Below are 18,443 nucleotides of genomic sequence, written 5' to 3'. Positions count from 1 at the left end.
GGCCTTACCGTGAAACCCGAATCAAAATCAGTCAGATCCCATCAGTCAGACATGGGACCGCGAAGCCCAAGCGCCTTCACGGCGGCGACGCCGGAACGAATGGAACCGTCGATGGTGGCGGGCAAACCCGTCGCCGTCCAGTCCCCGGCCAGCGCCAGATTGACAAGACCTGTCGCAGCACCGGGCCTCTTCCGCAACTGCGAGGGCGTCGCGGCGAAGGTTGCACGCTTCTCCCACACCAGTCTCTGCAAAGGTGGTTCGACGGGAAGCGGACCTGCCAGAAGTCCGTCCATCGCCTGACGCACCTCCTGCCAGATCTGCCGTCCAAGATCCTCGGGATCACGGTCGGCATAACGGTTCGCCGCACTGACCGTAACCGAGAGAATGTCATCCTTGAGGAAAATCCATTCCGTTACGGCGCCCACGACACCGACAAAACGGGTCTTCGCAAAAGCACCCACCGGCGCCGGAGGGCGCTCAAGACGGAAATGTGCGTTGAAAATGCCTTCAAACTCGTCCGGCACCACCAGAGCAGGCAGCACATCCTTCAGCAGTCCGGCAGCAACTGGCGCGGTCACGGCCAGAATGACAGCGTCGTCCTCGCCGATATCGATTCGTTCGTCAGGGAAGACCAGCGCCGTGACACGACCGTTCGTGGTTTCCAGACCGGTGACGCGGCGGCCCGTACGGACTTCGGCTTTCAGAATGGAAAGATGCGCCAGAGCCGGGTCCACCAGACTCTCGGACAAACCGATCTTCGGGAAACGCGGCAGGCAGGCGCGCCCCCCCCTGGCCAGCGATTCACTGATCACATGACCGAGCAAAGCCGCACTGGCCTCGTTGCTCGGAGTGTTCAGGGCAGCGATAGAGAACGGATCGAGCAGGCGACGTGAGAATTCACCCGGCAGCAGGCAGTCCGACACAACCTGATTTGGCTGCGCGTCAATCAGGCGCTTCAGACTGAGCAGTTCACTGAGCCGCATGCCCGGCACACGGCGGGTCGGACTGAACACCCACCACGGCACGCGGCCCATGGAGAGATCCAGCGTCCATACGCAGGGCTTCTGGAGATCGACAAACGGAAAAATCGGCTCGTCCGGTCCCTGCAACGTGTTCAGCGCGCCGATCAGCCCCATATAGCGGAAAACCGCCTCGTTCGCCGTCAGCAGCAGATGGTTGCCGTTATCGATCCGACAGCCGAGCTTCCTGTCTTCATAGGAACGCGCCCGGCCACCGCAGGCCGGACCGGCCTCATGCACAATGACATGCTGGCCGCTGCCCGCGACCTCCACGGCTGCCGAAAGTCCGGACAGACCACCACCGACGATATGAACCCGACGCGCCATCCCTGATCAGGCCGCGAAAGCCTGCACGACGCCGACCGCCTTGCTGACCTTGGAGACCGCCAGCGGCGTGCGGACATGCGCCCATCCCCGCTTCGTCAGCGCGTTCAGGATCGACAGATAGCAGCCACCCATCATGCGGGCCGGCACCATCGCCTTGCGGTCACATTTCTTCATAGCCCGGAAAGCCTGACGGAAGTGATCCTGCGCCCGGACTGACAAAATCTGCATCACACCGGCCAGACCGGGAACTGACAGTGCTTTCTGCGGGTCAGCAGGCACATCAAAACGGGCCAGCAGTTCCTTCGGCAGATACAGGCGACCGATCCGCGCATCCTCCGCCACGTCGCGCAGGATGTTGGTCAACTGGAGCGCACGGCCAAGGTGATAGGCCACCCGCTCGGCGTGTTTCGAACTGTCGCCGAACACATGCACGGACAGACGCCCGACAGCAGAAGCCACGCGATCACAGTAAAGATCCAGCGTTTCTTCGGTCGGAGCCACGATCGGCCCTGTGGCGTCCATGATCATGCCGTCGATCACGTCGTCAAAATCTTTCTGTTTCAGCGAGAAGAAGCGGATGGAGGCATGCAGCACCCGGTCCAGCGCATCCTGAGGCTTGTCGTCGTAAAGGCGGCCAATACGCTCACGCCATTCATTGAGGCGCGCTTCCCGCTCCTTTGCGTGCTCCGGCCCGCTCAGGGACGGCACATCACCATCCGCGATATCGTCCACCATCCGGCAGAACGCATAGATCGCATACATGCCATAGCGACGATAAGGCGGCAGAATGCGCATCCCCGCGGCGAATGACGTTCCCGCCTGCCGCACGATCGCCTCGACGCGCGCAAGATCGGTCGGGTCACAGCCGAGCGGCGTGGGTTCGTCATGCGTTCCGAGTACGTCAGTCATGGCATCCTTTCCCGGACGGTTCCGTACCGCCCAATAGTCCAGCGGGAGCAAACACCCCCCGTCTTGTCAGTCCTGCCCCCGGACCCGTCTTCCGGCAGGCATGTCAGTTCTTCCAGCTTCCCAGGGCCGCAACTGCCGCCCGTGCGAAATCCGCTTTCGTCAGCGCCACCCGCTCCGCCAGCGGATCTCCGGCGCGTAGACGGGCCGCCAGCAGATGCGCCAGTCTTACGACAGCGCCGCAATACATCCGCATCCGACGATCCCTTACCTGACGCAGCAGCCCAAGAGCCACCCCGTTCAGGCGATCTGTCTCGTCGAGCAATATGTCGAAAACGCGACGCAATGACGGGGAGGTCGTGTTTTCCAGAACAGCCTCTACACCGAGCCCCTGCGCCGCAAGAAGGTCCACGGGCACATAGCTCCGCTTCAGAACGCGAAGGTCGTTCTGACAATCCTGAAGATGGTTAAGAATCTGCAACGATGTGCAGAGCGCATCGGACGCCGGAAAAGTTTTTTCGCTTTCGCCATGCAGGCCCAGCAGAAACCGTCCGACCGGATTCGCAGAGTAATGGCAATAACGGTCGAGCTCAGCCTGAGACGCGTAGCGTGCTTTGACCGCATCCTCCCGGAAAGCAACCAGCAGATCGGTTGCAACCTCGAACGGTAATCCCGTGCGCAGCAGCATCTCCCGCACGCGCGCAGCGGAGCGGGCATCCTTGCGATCAGGCGCCTGCGCACGTCCATGCACGATGTCTTCCATCGCATCCAGACGCGCCACTTTTTCCTTGGGCGTCAGCTGATCGCTGTCCGTCACATCATCGCTGAACCGGGCGAAATCATAATATGCATGCACATGATTGCGCATGGCGCGCGCAAACAGCACCGAGCCGACCGGGAAATTCTCGTCTGACTGCCCCTTGCCGGAGGAGACATCAGGAGCGCGCCACGGGTCGATTTTGTCGCGGGCAACCGCAGCCCGTACGTCTTCAACTGACAGACTGTCTGACAGAAAGGCTGGCTCCGCCTGCGCGGCTTGTGAGGAATCCGGAAACATGGCGGGGTGGTTTACACGCTCCGAAGGCTGCTGCCTACACTTACCACCACGTTACTTCCGTCGGACGGAAGCAGACAACCAACCGGGGCATCCGGCAGGAACAGCTACAGGAGCCTTGCACCATGACCAACATCTCCCTGCCTCGCGTCGGCTGCGGCGTCGCAATCTTCCATAACGACCAACTCCTTCTCGTTAAAAGAAAGCGCAACCCCGGAGAAGGACACTGGGGACTGCCCGGTGGCAAGGTCGATCCTTATGAGAAAGTTGCCGACACAGCATCGCGTGAAATCGACGAGGAGCTGGGCATCCAGATCAAAGCGCCCGAACTGCTCTGCGTCGTGGATCAGATTGACCGGGCCGGTGGGCAGCACTGGGTCGCGCCGGTTTTTCTCGTGGAGACCTTCATCGGCGAACCCGCCATCCGTGAGCCCGACGCGCTGGCTGAAATGGGGTGGTTCGACCTCTCCGCCCTGCCCGCACCTCTGACCGAAGCGACGCAACAGGCGCTTCAGGCTCTTGAGGGACGGTCAGGGCATCTCTGAATGCGGACAGCCTTCGGTGAGCATGGGGCAAACCTCTCAAGCGAAGAGATTCAGCCTGCCAGAATCATCCGGCGTGTGTGGCTTCGGTATAAGCCCGATTTTTCCATCTCACTCCGCGACCGCGATGGTGATCCACTGCCGATCCGACCGTCGCAGCCGTATAGAAAATCGCAACGATTGGCAGCAGCAGCGCCCAGAAGGGCGACATGCGGAAACGTCGCAAGGTCGGCACGTAGGACGCCATCGACGCCATCCACGCCAGCGCCGCCAGCTTGCGAGCCTGTCCTTTTCCAAACAGCGCCAGAAAGACGGGAAGAATCCAGACAAGCAGCATCCCGAGCACGGTTCCGACAAGAAACAGCGGGGAATAATGCAGCTGGACGTAAGCCGTGCGGGCGATCATGCGCCAGATATCGCGTGGATGCGGATAGGGCCGGATCGAACGCGCCAGACAGGAATGCCCAAGATAGATTCGTCCACCCGAACGCTTGACGTGCGCCGCCAGCGTGCAGTCATCGATCAGAGCACCACGCAGGGCAGCAATACCGCCAATGCGGGACAGCGCGGAACGACGAATCAGGATCGTGCCGCCCGCCGCAGCCGCCGTCCGGCTTTTGGGATTAGCCACTTTGGCGAAAGGATAAAGCAGCGCGAAAAAGAACACGAAGGCAGGGACCAGCGCCTTTTCGGCGGAACTGACACAGTTCAGCTCCACCATCTCGGACACCATATCGAGCCCTTCACGCTCGGCTTTTTCAACCAGCGTGGAGACATGAGCCGGGTCGTGCTCAATATCGGCGTCCGTCAGAAGGATGTAGCCCTCATCTTCGGGACATTCCGCCCGGACATGCGCCACTCCCTGTTCGACGGCCCAGAGCTTGCCGCTCCAGGCTTCATCGGGACGATGCTGCCCGTTCAGAACCGTCAGTTTACCTTGTGGGTCCGGCAGCGAACGCGCCAGATCGCCCGTGCCGTCAGCACTGCGATCGTCGGTCAGCACAATACGATACTGTCCCGCGTAATCCTGCGTCAGAAGGGATGAGAGGCAGATTTTGATGGATTCGGCCTCGTCCCGTGCTGGGACAACCACACTGACGGGAGGCAGCGTCTTATGCTCCCTGCCGGGACGCAGAATGGGCCCCGACTGCCAGAATCGTCCATGAAAGCCGAGCAGGGCGGCCCAGATCAGCGCCGAGAGAGCGGCGAGATAAACCAGCATACGTCCCCGCTCTTATTTCAGCATACCAGCCTGACGGAACCAGTCTATCGCGTCCTTGACGGCGTCATACGCCGGACGAGGCGCGTAGCCGAGCTCATGAATGGCCTTGTCCGAGGAGAAGAACATCTTTTTCCGCGACATCGCCAGCATCTCCCGCGTCACACGGGGTTCGATACCGAATTTGCGGGACAGCCACTCCGAAGCGATCGCCACCGGCCAGATCACCTCCTGAGGCAGCACAATCCTCGGCGGCTTCACATGCGCGATTTCGGCAACCATGCGGAACAGGTCGCCCAGCAGGTAGTTCTGGCCGCCAAGGATATATTTCTCACCGACGACGCCCCGCTCCAGAGCGAGCGCATGACCTTCCGCCACGTCATCGACATGCACGATGTTCACGCCTGTATCGACGTAAGCGGGCATCCGGCCCGCAGCACAGTCGAGAATCATCTGACCCGTGGGCGTCGGCCGGATGTCGCGGGGGCCGACAGGCGTGGACGGATTGACGATAATGGCCTGCAGTCCCTGATCCCGCACCATGCGGAGCACTTCCTGCTCGGCGCGATATTTCGATTTCTTGTAAATGCCTATGACAGAGTGCTCGTTGACGGGCGTCTCTTCCGTCGAAATCGTGCCGTCACCGATCAGACCCAGCGCTGCGACGGAAGAACAGTAAACGACCTTTTCCACGCCGGCCGCCTGCGCAGCCTGCATGAGCAGACGGGTGCCCTCGACATTCGCCGCCATCATCGGAGCTGGATCGGGCACCCACAGACGGTAGTCCGCCGCGACATGAAACACATACCGACACCCTTCGACCGCCTTGGCGAAACTGGAGGGCGTGGACAGATCGCCTTCCACGAGTTCGGCCGGCATATCGGCGATATTGCGACGGTCGCTCCCGGCGCGGACCATCAGACGCAGGGCATGACCACGCGCCAGAAGCACGCGAGCCACAGCGGAGCCCACGAAACCGGTAGCACCTGTCACAAGAGTTGGCGCGGTCATGAAATCCTTTTCCCCTCAGGCATCATGGTCAAAATATGTCATTCTGCTTTATCCTGAGGAATATGGTTTAGGCCAGAGGGACACGATAAAAGCCCGCAACCCTGCCACACTGGCGTATCCCGGCTGGGTGGTGTAAGGACTTCGCCCTGTTTTGGAGAAGGGTCGCACATGCCGTGCCGGACCTCCTATTTCGATCTTTTCCGGACAGATTCGCCTCGCGTCCGGCCGAAGCCATGAGCTACAACCGACGGATGGTCTGATACTCTTGAAAAAACTTACCATCCTTCTCACCCTTCTCGGTCTCGCCGCGATCACCGCCGCCATGGCGTGGAATGGCTTCGACTCAGTCGTGGCGGCTGTCTCCCGGATCGGCATCGCGGGCTTCCTCCTGACGATTCTTGCGCAACTGGCCGTGGACGCCGTTCTCGGCTGCGCGTGGTATGCGGCGTTCCCTTCCATGACCTACAGGCACCTGATGGTCGCCCGCATGATCCGGGACGCCGCCTCGACCTGTCTCCCCTTTTCCCAGCTGGGAGGCATCGTGCTCGGGATCCGCGCCACCAGCCGTCATCACGCCGTGGAAACATCTTCCATCGAATGGCCGGAAGCCGCCTGCGCCAATGTGGTCGACATCACGACGGAAGTGCTGGGGCAGATCGTCTTCATCCTGCTGGCCGTGACGCTTCTGGCCGTCGGCAGCGCATCCAATCCGCTGGTCAAACCAGTGATCATCGGCGCTCTTCTCCTCACGGCGGGCGCTACAGGCTTCATCTGGACCCAGCAGCGCGGCGGAATGGCGGTGAAACGCACGGTGCGCCTGCTCGGCAAGCATATCGCCGGCCAGTGGCAGACGACGGTCATGGACGGCGCTGGAACCTTGCAGGACTGGATGGAGCGGGCCTGGTCGCGCCCCGGCCGGATTTCCGCCTCCGCCGCTATTCATCTGGTCGGATGGATCTGTAGCGCAGGCGTTCTCTGGCTCACCGTTTACCTGATGGGTGCGTCGTTGAGCTTCCCGGACGCCATCGCCATTGAAGGTGTCACCTGCGGCCTCATGTCGGCCTCCTTCCTCGTTCCCGCCGCGCTCGGCGTGCAGGAAGGCGCTTACATGACGCTGGGCCACGCTTTCGGACTGGACGCCTCCCTCTGCCTCGCCTTGTCCCTGCTACGTCGTGGTCGGGAAATCAGCATCGGCATCCCCATGCTGGTATGGTGGCAGTTTTCGGAGATGCGGGCGCTGAAAACCCGCACGGCGCAAACCAAGACACGCACTCTGCCGGACCGGCTGCCCGACGCCCTGACAGACACGACGGAAGGATGATGCCTGTGACCGATTCTTCCGATGCGCCTGTTCCCCTGTTCGACACGCTGGTCGTCATCGGTCCCGGCCTTATTGGCGCTTCCGTGCTGCATCGCGCCCGACGCGACAGGACAATTGCCCGACGACTGGTGGCCGTGGACATCAACCCGGCGTTTCGTGAGCGCGTGCGCGAACTCGGCATTGCCGACGAGGTCACGGGCGATGCGGCTGCCGCTGTCGCCGATGCCGACTGCGTCATGCTCTGCGTCCCGGTCGGCGCGATGGGAGAAGTCGCCGCCACAGTCATACCCGCGATGAAACCCGGTGCAATACTGACGGACACCGGCTCGACCAAGGTGGCGGTCATCGAAGCCATCCGCCCCTTCCTCCGCCCGGACATCCCCTATGTTCCGGCGCACCCGATGGCCGGCACTGAATATTCCGGCCCGGATGCCGGTTTCGCCACGCTGTTTGATAATCGCTGGTGCCTGCTGACACCGCTGCCAGACAGCGCGCCATCGGACAGTGTGGAAGCGGTCAGGACCCTCTGGCAGCTCTGCGGCGCCCGCACGCGGGATATGGCGCCGGAACATCATGACCGGGTGTGCGCCATCGTCAGCCATCTGCCGCATCTGCTGGCCTTCACCATCTGTGGCACAGCGGATGATCTGGCCGATGAAACCCGCTCCGAAGTGCTGGAGTTCGCAGCCAGCGGCTTCCGCGACTTCACGCGAATCGCCGCCTCAGACCCCATCATGTGGCGGGACATCTTCCTGTCCAACCGCGAAGCCATTCTGGAGATGCTGTCGCGCTTTCTGGAAGACGCTCAGGCCATGGCCCGGGCAATCCGCTGGGGCGATTCCGATTACATCGTGGACCGCATCGAACGCGGCCGCAGTATCCGACGCAGCCTGCTGGAAAACCGTCAGGCCTGAACGCCACCATTGTTCCGCGTGGCCACAGGCGCAGCATCAGGCTGTCTCCGGCTGAACCAGCCCGCCTTCTTCGACACGACAATCTGCTTGAGATGCAACCACATGTCCGGCGCGATGCGACGCGCCAGCACAAATAGCAGAGCCGCACAGATGAAGGGGGTTGGACCGACATGCGTCAGTTCAGCAAACAGCCTTGCCCCCAGCAGATAGATATAAGCCAGGAAGAGGACGAATTTCTCACCGGACCACCAACCGGTCCGCTGGGCCTGCAACAGCAGCCATCCCATAGGAAACGCCAGACAGGCGAGATCATAATCCAGAAGGAACGGTGAGCAGAATGGCATCGCGGCGATCATCACCGCCACCTGCCCGGATGCAGTCATCCCCTCACCAAGATCATTAGCACGCCTGCGCAGACGCGCCGCCAGCCACCCGGCAAGACTGAGAGCGAATGCCGCCGCCGTTATCTGCGCACCATAAGCCAGCCATGCAGGCGCATGCAGCAGATGCGCGGCGGCAAAGACACTCTGCATTTTCCATGACTGGACATAGCCGTGCGAGAATGCCCCCTGAGCCTCGTGGCTCATATGCAGGAAACCATCCCAACTGGTAGCGCCAAAAACGAACCATGACGCCGCTATCAGGCCCAGACCGGAGCATATTCCTCCGGCAACGGCCCGCCAGCGCCGGGCCCACAGCAGGACGACAGGCGCCGCCACCAGAAGTTGCGGCTTGATCACCAGCCCACCAAGGCACAGCCCCGCCACAAAAGGGCGCTCCGCCAGCAGCACCATGGCCCAGCCAAACAATGAACCGGTAAGAAGGCCGTTCTGTCCATTCGCCACTCCGACCACGAGCCCCGGAAAGGCCAGAATGGGCAGAAGCGCCCAACGCTGTGGCAGCAGTCGACGCAGCGCGCGCACAAACGCCGTTCCGGTCAGGATCAGAAACAGCGCGACGGAAAGACGATAGGGCGCCAGCGCGAGCGGCACGCAGACCAGAAGAAAGGTCGGGGGATAGTAGAAAGCAAAGTTCCCGAAGGAGAGACCGGGAAACGCGGAAAGCTCGACCAGATGGTGCTTTGCTCTGTCATATACGTCAGCCAGATGCCCATCCAGCACCTGTCGGGAGGCCGCCCAGAAGCTGACAAAATCGGCGCAGATCGGCTGTCCCTCGAAATCGGTGCCCCAGTGAGAAATCACGATGATGGAAAGAAACAGCCCCCATCCGTAGAAACCGAGAATGCGGCAGTAAGCCAGCGCCCGCCCACGGGTCAGCCATCCGGCCTGCAGAAAGGCTCGCCCGAGCGCCGCTTTCAGTCTCTTTGGCCGCCTGTCCATATCCTGCCTGATGCGATGATATTTTCCGGCACCATCCGGCAGAAAGGTTAACAAATCACTGCTTCCCGCAGACTACACCGCATCGGGTGATGATTTTTAATCCTGTCATCGCATCGCGGGATAAAAGAGGACACGTCCATGTGACATGCTGATGGCGCAGACATATGATGCATCATTCACAAAGACAGAACCCGACCTCTTCCGACATGACGAGGTCAAGGAGTCCCGGATCATGACTGTCGCCGCCCTGAATCTTGATTTTGCCGCCCTGACGGCCAAGCCGGTCGAAAAGACTCCCTTTCCGCATGTGGCCGTTGAGCATTTCATTCCGCAGGATGAACTGGCCGCCCTTCAGACATCCCTGCCGCAGATCGCTTCGGGAGGCTCCTTCCCTCCTGAAGCCCTGACGTTGACGCCGCTCATGCAGAATCTCATCACGCAGCTTGAAGGTCCGGAACTGCGAAAGATCATTGCCCGGAAGTTCAGCCTTGATCTCGACGACGCGCCCACCATGCTGACCATCCGTGGACGCACACGGGAGAAAGATGGTCGCATTCACTGCGATTCCACCGCCAAGCGCGTGACGGTTCTTCTCTATCTCAACCCGCCATCAGCGGCGTTCGAACGTCAGGAAGGCTGTCTGCGCCTGCTGAACGGCCCTGACGATGTCGAAGATTTCGCTGTGGAAGTGCCGCCGGTGAACGGCACGCTGCTCGTCTTCCCCAATGGTCCGACGACCTGGCACGGTCATCGGCAGTATGTGGGTCCGCGTTATACGATCCAGCTCAATTACATGGAAGCCGGCGCAAAAGCGCGTTCAGAACTGCGCCGTCATAAACTGTCCGCTCTGGCGAAGAAGTTTTCCTTCGCGGCCTGATGATCTGATGGGCGGCGGTGTTCGGGGAAGGTTGCGCGTGCTTCGTGGAACTTTTCCCGATCCTCATAAAAGGGACACGGTCCTTTTTGATCCCGTTTTTTGTGAGATCACACCACGCAATGTTGCAGACATATAAGCCCACAAGCTGAACAGCATCGTTCCGCCATCAGACAGACAGCTGAAAAACTCAAAATATTTCAAAAAAATGGTGGAAGGAGTTGGATTCGAACCAACGTAGGCGTACGCCAGCGGATTTACAGTCCGCCCCCTTTAGCCACTCGGGCACCCTTCCGTTGGGCCGAGGAATTAAGGGTGTTCACGCTGCCTGTCAACCGGTTTGGCAGTTTCTCTTTCATTCCTGTCGTCAGACCTGATGACGGCGGCACGCAACCCGTCGTATAGCAGCCCTCATGCGCACACCTCGACAGACCTCCCCTCACTCATCCCGACAGCCACAGTCCGATTCCCGTGATCATGGGGAAGCCCGTCGCGGCGGCCCACGCCATCACGGCAGAAACAGACAGAAGCCCGGCGGCCCCTACTGGATCGCGGGCGTGCACGCCTGTCAGGCTGCGCTGGAAAATCCCCACCGCACGGTTCAGCGTGTTCTGCTCTCCGCCGAAGCGCAGGAGGATTTCACGCGGCGTCTGTCGGTGCCCCTGCCCTCTTATGTGGAACGTGGCGACAAGGCCCGCTTCACCGCGCTCCTTGGCGCAGAGGCCGTGCATCAGGGCGTCGCCGTGCTGGTTGAGCCGCTGGAAGCCGTCGCCATCGAGGATGCACTTGAACGTCCGGGACCGGTCCTCGTGCTCGATCAGGTGACAGATCCCCGCAATGTCGGCGCGATTCTGCGTTCAGCAGCCGCTTTCGGCGCATCCTGCGTTGTGATGCAGGATCGTAACGCACCTGAAGAAGGCGCGGCTCTGGCCAAAGCCGCCTCAGGCGCTCTTGAAGTTGTGCCGTTGGTACGGGTGGTCAATCTTGCCCGCTGTCTGGAAACCCTGAAGCAGAATGACTGCTGGGTTGTCGGACTTGATGCGGGGGGTGGACGTCTTGAAGGCAGCAGTCTGCAAGGCCGTCGCGCCGCTCTGGTGCTTGGCTCGGAAGGTGATGGATTACGTCGTCTCACCCGCGAGAACTGCGACGAAATCGCGGGTCTCCACATGCCGGGCACGATGGAAAGCCTCAACGTCTCCGTGGCGGCGGCAATCGGTCTGTATGAGCTGGTGAGAGCGGGTTAAGGGAACGGCAGGAAGCGAATTCTGCTGCGGGGCTCTGCCCCGCCCCTACAGAGGGACGCAGTCCCTTTGATCCCGATTTATTCAAAAAAGACGGTCAGCCTCAGCCGCCTGACTGGTTTTTACAGGCGGATCAGCGCCACTACATAGACCACCAGCACCATCGCCAGCGTAAAGCCGACAAGGCTGATCACCCGGCCACGCTGGCGGCGGAGCAGTTCAGTCTGCTCAACTTCAGTCAGATCGGTCGGCACGGTCATCATGACATCCACCATGTCAGGGCGTGGTCAGCCAGCAGACCACAGAACAGCAGAAATAGATAAGCCAGCGAGAAACGGAACGAAATCCGCGCGGCCCTGTCTCCATTGAGGCTGACGCCATTTGCATCCTGCTTCTCCAGCAGCACGCGAACAGCGCAGGCAATGAATCCAAGCCCCAGCGCCAGCGCAGTCACCGTGTAGAGCATCCCGCTCAGATGCATGAAGGACGGCACCAGCGACACCGCCAGCAGGATGATGGTGTAAGCAAGGATGTTCCAGCGTGTATGGCGGGCTCCCTTCACCACTGGCAGCATGGGGATACCCGCCCGCCCATAGTCCTTGCAGGCATAGAGCGAGAGCGACCAGAAGTGCGGCGGCGTCCACAGGAACACGATGGAGAACATCACCACCGGCATCACATCCATCGAGCCGGTCGCCGCAGCCCAGCCGATCATCGGCGGGAAGGCGCCTGCCGCGCCACCAATGACGATATTCTGCGGCGTCGAACGCTTCAGCCACATCGTATAGATCACGGCATAGAAGAAGATGGAGAACGCCAGAATTCCGGCTGCCAGCGTATTCGTCGCCAGCCACATCAGGATCACCGAGAAAACCGACAGTCCCAGCCCATAAGCCAGCGTTTCATCAGCAGGAATACGCCCACCCGGAATCGGGCGTGTCGCTGTCCGCTGCATGATGATGTCGATATCGCGATCGTACCACATATTAATGGCGCCCGCCGCGCCGGAAGCGAGGCAGATGCACAGGATGCTGATCGCCGCCATCAGGGGATTCATATGGCCCGGAGCCATGTAAAGACCGGCAGCCCCCGTAAACACCACAAGCGAGATCACACGTGGTTTGAGAAGCTGAACCCAGTCCTTCGCGTTTGTCCCGACCCGCGCTGCGTCAAAGCGAACGCGAGCGGGGCGGACTTCCGCAGTTGCCCCGCTCATCGGCGAATCTCCTGCATGGCGACCTCACCCGCAGCAACCTTTCGGCCTGCGCTCAGCACGTCCAGCAGCACAAAAGCCAGCACGCCAAGCGAAACCGCCATTGCCGCGCCACCGAGAGCCTGCCCCAGTCCTGTATTGCTGTCGGAAACCAGCACACCGAAGAACATGAGACCGAACTGCACTCTGGCGGAATTCCGGGAATAATGTCCCTTCGTCAGGTCGTTCAGCCAGGCGTAGAACCCGCCGAACAGAACGAACACGGCGCCATTCAGAACCGCCGTATGCACGCCTGAGCCCATCCAGCCAGCAGCCAGCAACACAAAGAAGCCGGAAACCCACAACACCGGCACATCAATGGCCACTCGCAGCGTCACGGCCTGACGCCACAGAGCGCGAATCCAGATGCCGGTAAAAGCAATCGCTGCAACAGCAGCAAGAAATGTCCCAACTTTCTGCGCATAAGCAGGATCTGCATGCACAAACGCCAGACGATCCCACACAGCCGGGCCGCCAATCGCAACCACAGCGAGAACAGCAACAGCAACTGCCTTCAGTTTCTGTCCGACCGGAGCAATCCCATCAAATACTCTGGCAGCCAAACCGAACGCAGAAACCAGCACAATCAGGGTTGCGGGCATTTCAAAGCGCGGCATGACATCGGAAGCGCCGAGAAGCGCCCGTGTCGCTCCTGCCGCCAGCACTGGCGCAGCAAGAAGAAGCCCCAGAGCGGCGCAAAGCTGTGTCCAGACAAAAAGAGAGAAAGGCACAAGCCCACTCACCCTCTCCTGCCCTCGGGGGGCAACAATGCCTGCCCCAGCCCGCGAGTCACAAATGATCGCCAGCGTGGAGGCGGACATGAGGATGGCGCCAATGCTCCACAGCCCCATGCCGAACATATCAGCCTGCGAGGCTCCACTCAGAAACATCAGGAGGGCCATCAGCATGACTGCGAGAGCAGCGCCATCAAGGAAAGGAAGCTCCCTCACTCCGCCCGGCATCAGGTCACGTGCGAGAAAGAGGCGACCAAAGGCACCGAGAAAAGCGGGAATACCGACAAACAGCAGCATGGCGCTTGGGTGAAAATCCGCCATCCTCGCTTCGAGCCCGGCAGGCAGAACATGAAGCTGACTGGCAAGCGCGACCGCTCCGGCCAGTCCGCCTACCGTCACTGACAGAGCCAGATAACCGGCAGCGGCGGCATAGGGAGACAGCCCGCTACGACGGCTGACCGCTTGAGTTTGGGCAGAAGTCACAACGGCCATCAGCGTCCACGTCTCTCGTTCATCAGGGCTTTGGTCTTGGTTCGTGACGATCAGCCAGACCAATCGTCAACGCTACAAACCCGAGCAGACTAACGGAAATCACCGTCAATCAAAAGCGCTCTGTTACCCGCCGGGCAGCACGCAGACCTGCTTGCAGCGCGCGCCAGTTCCGGCGCGACACGCAGTCAGGCGACGACTTTTTCCTGACTCTTCGGCGCTTCTGCTGTCGCCACCTCGTGTTCGAGCGTGACCAGCGTGAACAGTCCGGCGGGAGGAACGGGTTCAATCCGCGCACGCGCCAGATCTTCCGGAGGAAGAAGGGCTTCCATGGCAAAATCAGGATGCCACCCAAGGGAATGGGACGCCCGGGCCATGCCGCGTTCGATCACGCCGCGCACACCGGTCGGGGCGAGGAAGTGATTCACAAACAGGATATATCCACCCGGACGAACCACGCGCTTCAGTTCGGCCAGCAACTTACGGGGGTGCGGCACGACCGACGCCACGAACATCGCCACGGCGATATCGAACGAATCATCGGCGAAGCGCGTGTCCTCGGCATCCATCTCCAGCAGGGCGTCAACATTGCTGAGATGGTCACGACGCACGCGTTCACGCGCACGGGCCAGCATATCGGACGAAAGGTCGATACCGGTGATCCGCTTGCTCGCCGTGTAATGCGGCAGAGCGAGACCCGTGCCGACCCCGACTTCCAGCACGCGGGAGCCCGGCAAACGATTTACCGCCGCGACAGCCCTTTTCCGCCCGAAGGCCGAAATACCACCGAACACGGTGTCATAGACACCGGCCCAACGCCGATATGCGGCCCTGACAGCATCAGCATCCAGCGCCACACGAGGCCCGTGATTTTCCTCCATATGGGAGACGCCTTCCGCCGTTTCGCTGCGGACATCCTGCAAAACTTCGCTCATTACGCCCTATCTGCTGCCCAATGGTTGAACATTGAGACACGACCAGGGCATCGTAAAAACACGGTCGTGCTCAGTATTGTCGCGGCACATTGCCACACGAGACGGAAACGACCAAGCCCACGGAAGAAAGATGTCGGGCTCCACTCCCCTGTCATCCCCTTACAAAAGCATTTTTTCTCAGAGTGGCCGCCGTATTCTGCATATGCTGTCCGGCCGCACATCGACAGAAAAATATGTCTCCGGATTCCGGCCACAGTTCAGGATTGTTTCCAACACCCTTTTTACAGCGCCTTCTTTCTCTTAATGTTATTGTGCCAAAGACGTTTATGCACGTGTCATGCAGGCTGCAGCTCAACAGATGGCAATACATGACGTTACCGGAGAGAAGAGTTGAATATTTTCCTTATCATCGCCTCAATAGTGATCTGGTCAATAATGCTCATATTTTACTGGCAGACCCCAATCTACCGATGGCTCGACAATAAACTTGATCTGGAACGCTTTCGTAAAACCGACAAAGAAGAGAATAACTCCTGAGACTCTACTGTCTTTTGCTCCGTCAATCGTCTGTATAACGAAGCAGACGTCCCTAGGCAGGTCTGTTGGACCTATGACGGATTTGTTCCGGCGAGCACGCGCTTCAACATTGCGCGGAGCAGCATGAATACCGCTCTCCCATCCAATATTTTACAAAGTATTTCCGTGCTCAGTTTTTACGTCTGAACACAGAATCCTTTGGATCAGGATACGCCGCCCATCAGGCGGACAGGCGGCTCTCAATGCAATCCCACAACAGTCCTGCGGGATTGATGCCGTCAAATCGCTCCAGTTCCTGAAGACCCGTCGGTGACGTCACGTTGATTTCCGTCAGCCAGTCACCGATCACATCAATCCCCACAAAGATCAGCCCGCGCTCTTTCAGCATCGGTCCGATGGCCTCGCAGATTTCGATATCGCGCGGGGTCAACTCCACACGCTGCGCCACACCACCTACATGCATGTTGGACCGCGCCTCGCCTTCCGCAGGCACGCGGTTAATCGCGCCGATGGGCTTGCCGTCCGCAAGAATGATCCGCTTGTCGCCTTTCCGCACAGCCGCTTCGTAGCGCTGGATCATGAGAGGCTCCCGCGAACGGGCAAAATGCATCTCAAGAAGTGCGTTGAGGTTCTGGTCGTCCTCACGAATGCGGAAAACGCCGCTACCGCCATTACCGAAGAGCGGCTTGACGATGATGTCTTTCCACTTCTGCCGGAAAGCGCGGATCTCGCCGACATCCCACGTCACCAGAGTCGGCGGCATGAGTTCAGGATAATGCGTGACAAGCAGCTTTTCAGGGGAGTCACGCACAGAACGCGGATCGTTGACCACCAGCGCCTTGCCCGGTCCGACTCCGTGAACGTGCTCAAGCAGATGGGTCGCCGTAATGTAGGCCATGTCAAATGGCGGATCCTGACGCATGAGGATCACGTCCATCTGCGACAGATCGATCCGCTCGGCTTCCCCGAATGTCGCGTGATTGCCTTTCTCGCGACGCACAGTGACAGGTCTTACGGAAGCAGTCAGACGGGTCTTCGTTCCCTGCCCCCCTTCCAGCAGCGCCAGAGACTCCACGCCATAGACAAACAGACGATACCCACGGGCCTGAGCTTCCAGCATCAGGGCGAATGTTGAATCACCATTGATATCGACCCCTTCGAGAGGGTCCATCTGCACAGCAACATCAAGCCCAGAACGCATCAGCCCAAACTCCTTTTTCAGAGCAAAACTCTTAAAGCACTTCCCTTCGCAAACAAAACGCTTACGGAGTCAGGATGCCGGTGGATATGTGATGGATATGATTTCGATCAACTCCGCACCTCGCGGAGTGTGCAGTGTGACCTCATCCCCGACAGCGCGACCGAGGAGCGCTCGCGAAACCGGAGCCAGCAAGGTGATTTCGTGTTTTTCAGACACCGCCTCATCCGCTCCGACAATAGTGACTGTTATTTCCCGGTCACCCTCATCGGCATATGTCACCGTCGCGCCAAAAAACACCCGGTCACGCCGGGCCTGCTGCGCAGGATCCACCTCAATGGCCGTTTCCACACGCTTCGTCAGAAAGCGGATACGCCGATCAATCTCACGCAGCCGCTTCTTGCCGTAAATATAGTCCCCGTTTTCAGAACGATCGCCGTTTCCGGCAGCCCAAGAAACGATTTCCACAACGGAAGGTCTCTCAACACGCATGAGATGCGAGAGCTCATCCCGCATCACACGCAGGCCGCCCGGTGTCACATAACGGGCGAGGTCTCCGTTCCGGTCAGTCTTTTCGTTTTGCGCCACGCGGTCCCAACCCTGTTCATCGGTCCTATCCGATGGAGAGTTCATTGATCGCGGTATCGATCTCCTGGAAACTCGGCATCAGATGCATTGGTATGTCTTTCCGGCCGATCTCGACACTGACCTGCGCAGGGTTCCCTTGCAGATAAGCGACCAGCACGGCCCGGATCAGGTCATAATAACGGGCGTCTTCTTCCACAACACTCTGGATACGACCAGCCAGTGGACCAACCATACCATAAGCCAGCAACACGCCGAGAAAGGTACCGACAAGCGCACCGGCAATCATTTCACCGAGAACCTCGGGCGGCTTGCTGATGGAACCCATGGTCTTGATGACGCCGAGCACGGCCGCAACGATGCCCAGCGCAGGCAGGGCGTCAGCGAGTGTCTGCAGACCGTGCGCCACATGGGAGTCTTCCTTGAGATTCTTCGTCAGTTCACGGGACATGACTTCGTCGAACTGAAAGGCGTCATCCATGTTCATGCTGATCATGCGCAGATAATCGCAGATCAGATTACGGACTCGGTCATTGTCGCGAATTTTGGGATAGGCGGCGAAAGCCGTGCTCTCCATAGGTGACTCGATATGGGACTCAAGCGCCATGACGCCCTGCGTCTGGGCCAGTCGCGCAAAGAAAAACAGTAACCCCAGAAGATCAATATAATCCTGACGACCAAAAGCTGGTCCCTTGATCGCCGTCTTCAGAGCCCCCGGCACATGCTTCAGGTCCGACATCGAATTGGCCATGGCGAACGTGCCGATGCCTGCCCCAAGAATCGTGATCAGCTCGAATGGCATGGACTTGATCAGCGGTCCGATTGCGCCGCCCGATGCTGCAAACGATCCGAACACACAGACCAGCAGAAACACCAGCCCACCGATTAACAACATCTAGTCTATCCTCGTCTCAAGGCCGGATAATTTTACCGCGCCGTATAATC

General features: G+C 59.9%; 19 protein-coding genes and 1 tRNA gene. 6 read left to right on the top strand and 14 right to left on the bottom strand.

Going from position 1 to position 18,443, the window contains the following annotated elements; all coding sequences use genetic code 11:
- Nucleotides 1-41 precede the first annotated feature (41 nt).
- The 3 genes from hpnE to GVI59_RS09465 all read right to left on the bottom strand — a co-directional run bounded on the left by hpnE (nucleotide 42) and on the right by GVI59_RS09465 (nucleotide 3,309).
- Nucleotides 42-1,346: a hydroxysqualene dehydroxylase HpnE gene (gene hpnE / locus GVI59_RS09475; RefSeq protein ID WP_173574044.1), complete on the bottom strand. Its 1,305-nt coding sequence runs from the start codon at nucleotides 1,344-1,346 to the stop codon at nucleotides 42-44.
- Nucleotides 1,347-1,352: 6 nt separating this feature from the next.
- On the bottom strand, nucleotides 1,353-2,255 hold the full coding sequence (hpnD, locus tag GVI59_RS09470; protein ID WP_173574043.1) for a presqualene diphosphate synthase HpnD: 903 nt from the start codon (nucleotides 2,253-2,255) through the stop codon (nucleotides 1,353-1,355).
- A gap of 103 nt (nucleotides 2,256-2,358) precedes the next feature.
- The gene (locus GVI59_RS09465; protein ID WP_194299090.1) at nucleotides 2,359-3,309 is read right to left on the bottom strand and encodes a squalene/phytoene synthase family protein; all 951 of its coding nucleotides are present in this window, start codon (nucleotides 3,307-3,309) and stop codon (nucleotides 2,359-2,361) included.
- 122 nt (nucleotides 3,310-3,431) lie between these two features.
- On the opposite strand from GVI59_RS09465, the gene GVI59_RS09460 reads away from it, so the two are divergent.
- Nucleotides 3,432-3,851, top strand: a complete 420-nt coding sequence (locus tag GVI59_RS09460; RefSeq protein ID WP_173574042.1) for an NUDIX hydrolase — start codon at nucleotides 3,432-3,434, stop codon at nucleotides 3,849-3,851.
- 64 nt (nucleotides 3,852-3,915) lie between these two features.
- Here the strand turns inward: GVI59_RS09460 and GVI59_RS09455 are convergent, their stop codons facing one another.
- Nucleotides 3,916-5,070 (bottom strand): glycosyltransferase, encoded by a 1,155-nt coding sequence (locus GVI59_RS09455; protein ID WP_173574041.1) that lies wholly within the window; start codon nucleotides 5,068-5,070, stop codon nucleotides 3,916-3,918.
- A gap of 12 nt (nucleotides 5,071-5,082) precedes the next feature.
- Complete coding sequence (gene hpnA, locus GVI59_RS09450) at nucleotides 5,083-6,078, bottom strand: hopanoid-associated sugar epimerase (RefSeq protein WP_173574040.1); 996 nt, start codon at nucleotides 6,076-6,078, stop codon at nucleotides 5,083-5,085.
- Between hpnA and GVI59_RS09445 the strand changes: the two genes are divergently transcribed.
- The 3 genes from GVI59_RS09445 (at nucleotide 6,077) to GVI59_RS09435 (ending at nucleotide 8,313) form a co-directional block, all read left to right on the top strand.
- Nucleotides 6,077-6,214 carry a hypothetical protein gene (locus GVI59_RS09445; RefSeq protein WP_173574039.1) on the top strand — a complete coding sequence of 46 codons (138 nt, stop codon included), beginning with the start codon at nucleotides 6,077-6,079 and terminating at the stop codon, nucleotides 6,212-6,214. The two genes, hpnA and GVI59_RS09445, sit on opposite strands and share 2 nt — an antisense overlap.
- Nucleotides 6,215-6,343: 129 nt before the next feature.
- Complete coding sequence (locus GVI59_RS09440) at nucleotides 6,344-7,399, top strand: lysylphosphatidylglycerol synthase domain-containing protein (protein WP_242013040.1); 1,056 nt, start codon at nucleotides 6,344-6,346, stop codon at nucleotides 7,397-7,399.
- Nucleotides 7,399-8,313, top strand: coding sequence for a prephenate dehydrogenase/arogenate dehydrogenase family protein (locus tag GVI59_RS09435; RefSeq protein ID WP_242013052.1), 915 nt, complete (start codon nucleotides 7,399-7,401; stop codon nucleotides 8,311-8,313). The genes GVI59_RS09440 and GVI59_RS09435 overlap by 1 nt, the downstream gene beginning before the upstream one ends.
- Here GVI59_RS09435 and GVI59_RS09430 read toward each other — a convergent pair.
- The gene (locus GVI59_RS09430) at nucleotides 8,304-9,707 is read right to left on the bottom strand and encodes a glycosyltransferase family 87 protein (RefSeq protein WP_242013039.1); all 1,404 of its coding nucleotides are present in this window, start codon (nucleotides 9,705-9,707) and stop codon (nucleotides 8,304-8,306) included. The genes GVI59_RS09435 and GVI59_RS09430 overlap by 10 nt on opposite strands.
- Before the next feature lie 178 nt (nucleotides 9,708-9,885).
- Here GVI59_RS09430 and GVI59_RS09425 point away from each other — a divergent pair, with 178 nt between their 5' ends.
- A complete protein-coding gene (locus tag GVI59_RS09425) occupies nucleotides 9,886-10,530 on the top strand; it encodes a 2OG-Fe(II) oxygenase family protein (protein WP_173574036.1) in 645 nt (214 codons plus the stop codon).
- Between the two features lie 206 nt (nucleotides 10,531-10,736).
- Here the strand turns inward: GVI59_RS09425 and GVI59_RS09420 are convergent.
- Nucleotides 10,737-10,822 (bottom strand) — tRNA-Tyr (locus GVI59_RS09420).
- 118 nt (nucleotides 10,823-10,940) lie between these two features.
- Here GVI59_RS09420 and rlmB point away from each other — a divergent pair.
- Nucleotides 10,941-11,771 (top strand): 23S rRNA (guanosine(2251)-2'-O)-methyltransferase RlmB, encoded by an 831-nt coding sequence (rlmB, locus tag GVI59_RS09415; RefSeq protein WP_194299089.1) that lies wholly within the window; start codon nucleotides 10,941-10,943, stop codon nucleotides 11,769-11,771.
- A 119-nt stretch (nucleotides 11,772-11,890) separates the two neighbouring features.
- Here rlmB and GVI59_RS09410 read toward each other — a convergent pair whose 3' ends face one another.
- The 7 genes from GVI59_RS09410 to motA form a co-directional block, all read right to left on the bottom strand.
- Entirely contained in the window at nucleotides 11,891-12,031 is a 141-nt protein-coding gene (locus GVI59_RS09410) for a hypothetical protein (RefSeq protein ID WP_173573997.1), read from the bottom strand.
- Nucleotides 12,028-12,984 (bottom strand): heme o synthase, encoded by a 957-nt coding sequence (locus tag GVI59_RS09405; RefSeq protein ID WP_173574035.1) that lies wholly within the window; start codon nucleotides 12,982-12,984, stop codon nucleotides 12,028-12,030. Before GVI59_RS09405 ends, GVI59_RS09410 begins: the two co-directional genes overlap by 4 nt.
- Nucleotides 12,981-14,246, bottom strand: a complete 1,266-nt coding sequence (locus GVI59_RS09400; RefSeq protein ID WP_173574034.1) for a hypothetical protein — start codon at nucleotides 14,244-14,246, stop codon at nucleotides 12,981-12,983. The genes GVI59_RS09405 and GVI59_RS09400 overlap by 4 nt, the downstream gene beginning before the upstream one ends.
- A 185-nt stretch (nucleotides 14,247-14,431) precedes the next feature.
- Entirely contained in the window at nucleotides 14,432-15,178 is a 747-nt protein-coding gene (locus tag GVI59_RS09395) for a class I SAM-dependent methyltransferase (RefSeq protein WP_173574033.1), read from the bottom strand.
- A 757-nt stretch (nucleotides 15,179-15,935) separates the two neighbouring features.
- Nucleotides 15,936-16,916 (bottom strand): glutathione synthase, encoded by a 981-nt coding sequence (gene gshB, locus GVI59_RS09390; RefSeq protein WP_173574032.1) that lies wholly within the window; start codon nucleotides 16,914-16,916, stop codon nucleotides 15,936-15,938.
- Nucleotides 16,917-16,985: 69 nt separating this feature from the next.
- Nucleotides 16,986-17,501 (bottom strand): transcription elongation factor GreB, encoded by a 516-nt coding sequence (greB, locus tag GVI59_RS09385; RefSeq protein WP_173574031.1) that lies wholly within the window; start codon nucleotides 17,499-17,501, stop codon nucleotides 16,986-16,988.
- Between the two features lie 25 nt (nucleotides 17,502-17,526).
- The gene (gene motA, locus GVI59_RS09380; RefSeq protein ID WP_173574030.1) at nucleotides 17,527-18,393 is read right to left on the bottom strand and encodes a flagellar motor stator protein MotA; all 867 of its coding nucleotides are present in this window, start codon (nucleotides 18,391-18,393) and stop codon (nucleotides 17,527-17,529) included.
- Nucleotides 18,394-18,443: the final 50 nt, after the last annotated feature.

Origin of the sequence: Acetobacter sicerae, from assembly GCF_011516765.1 — a bacterium.
In the GTDB taxonomy this organism is placed as follows: domain Bacteria; phylum Pseudomonadota; class Alphaproteobacteria; order Acetobacterales; family Acetobacteraceae; genus Acetobacter; species Acetobacter sicerae.
The sequence above is the reverse complement of the archived record's forward strand: the minus strand, read 5'-3'. Positions and strand labels throughout refer to the sequence as shown.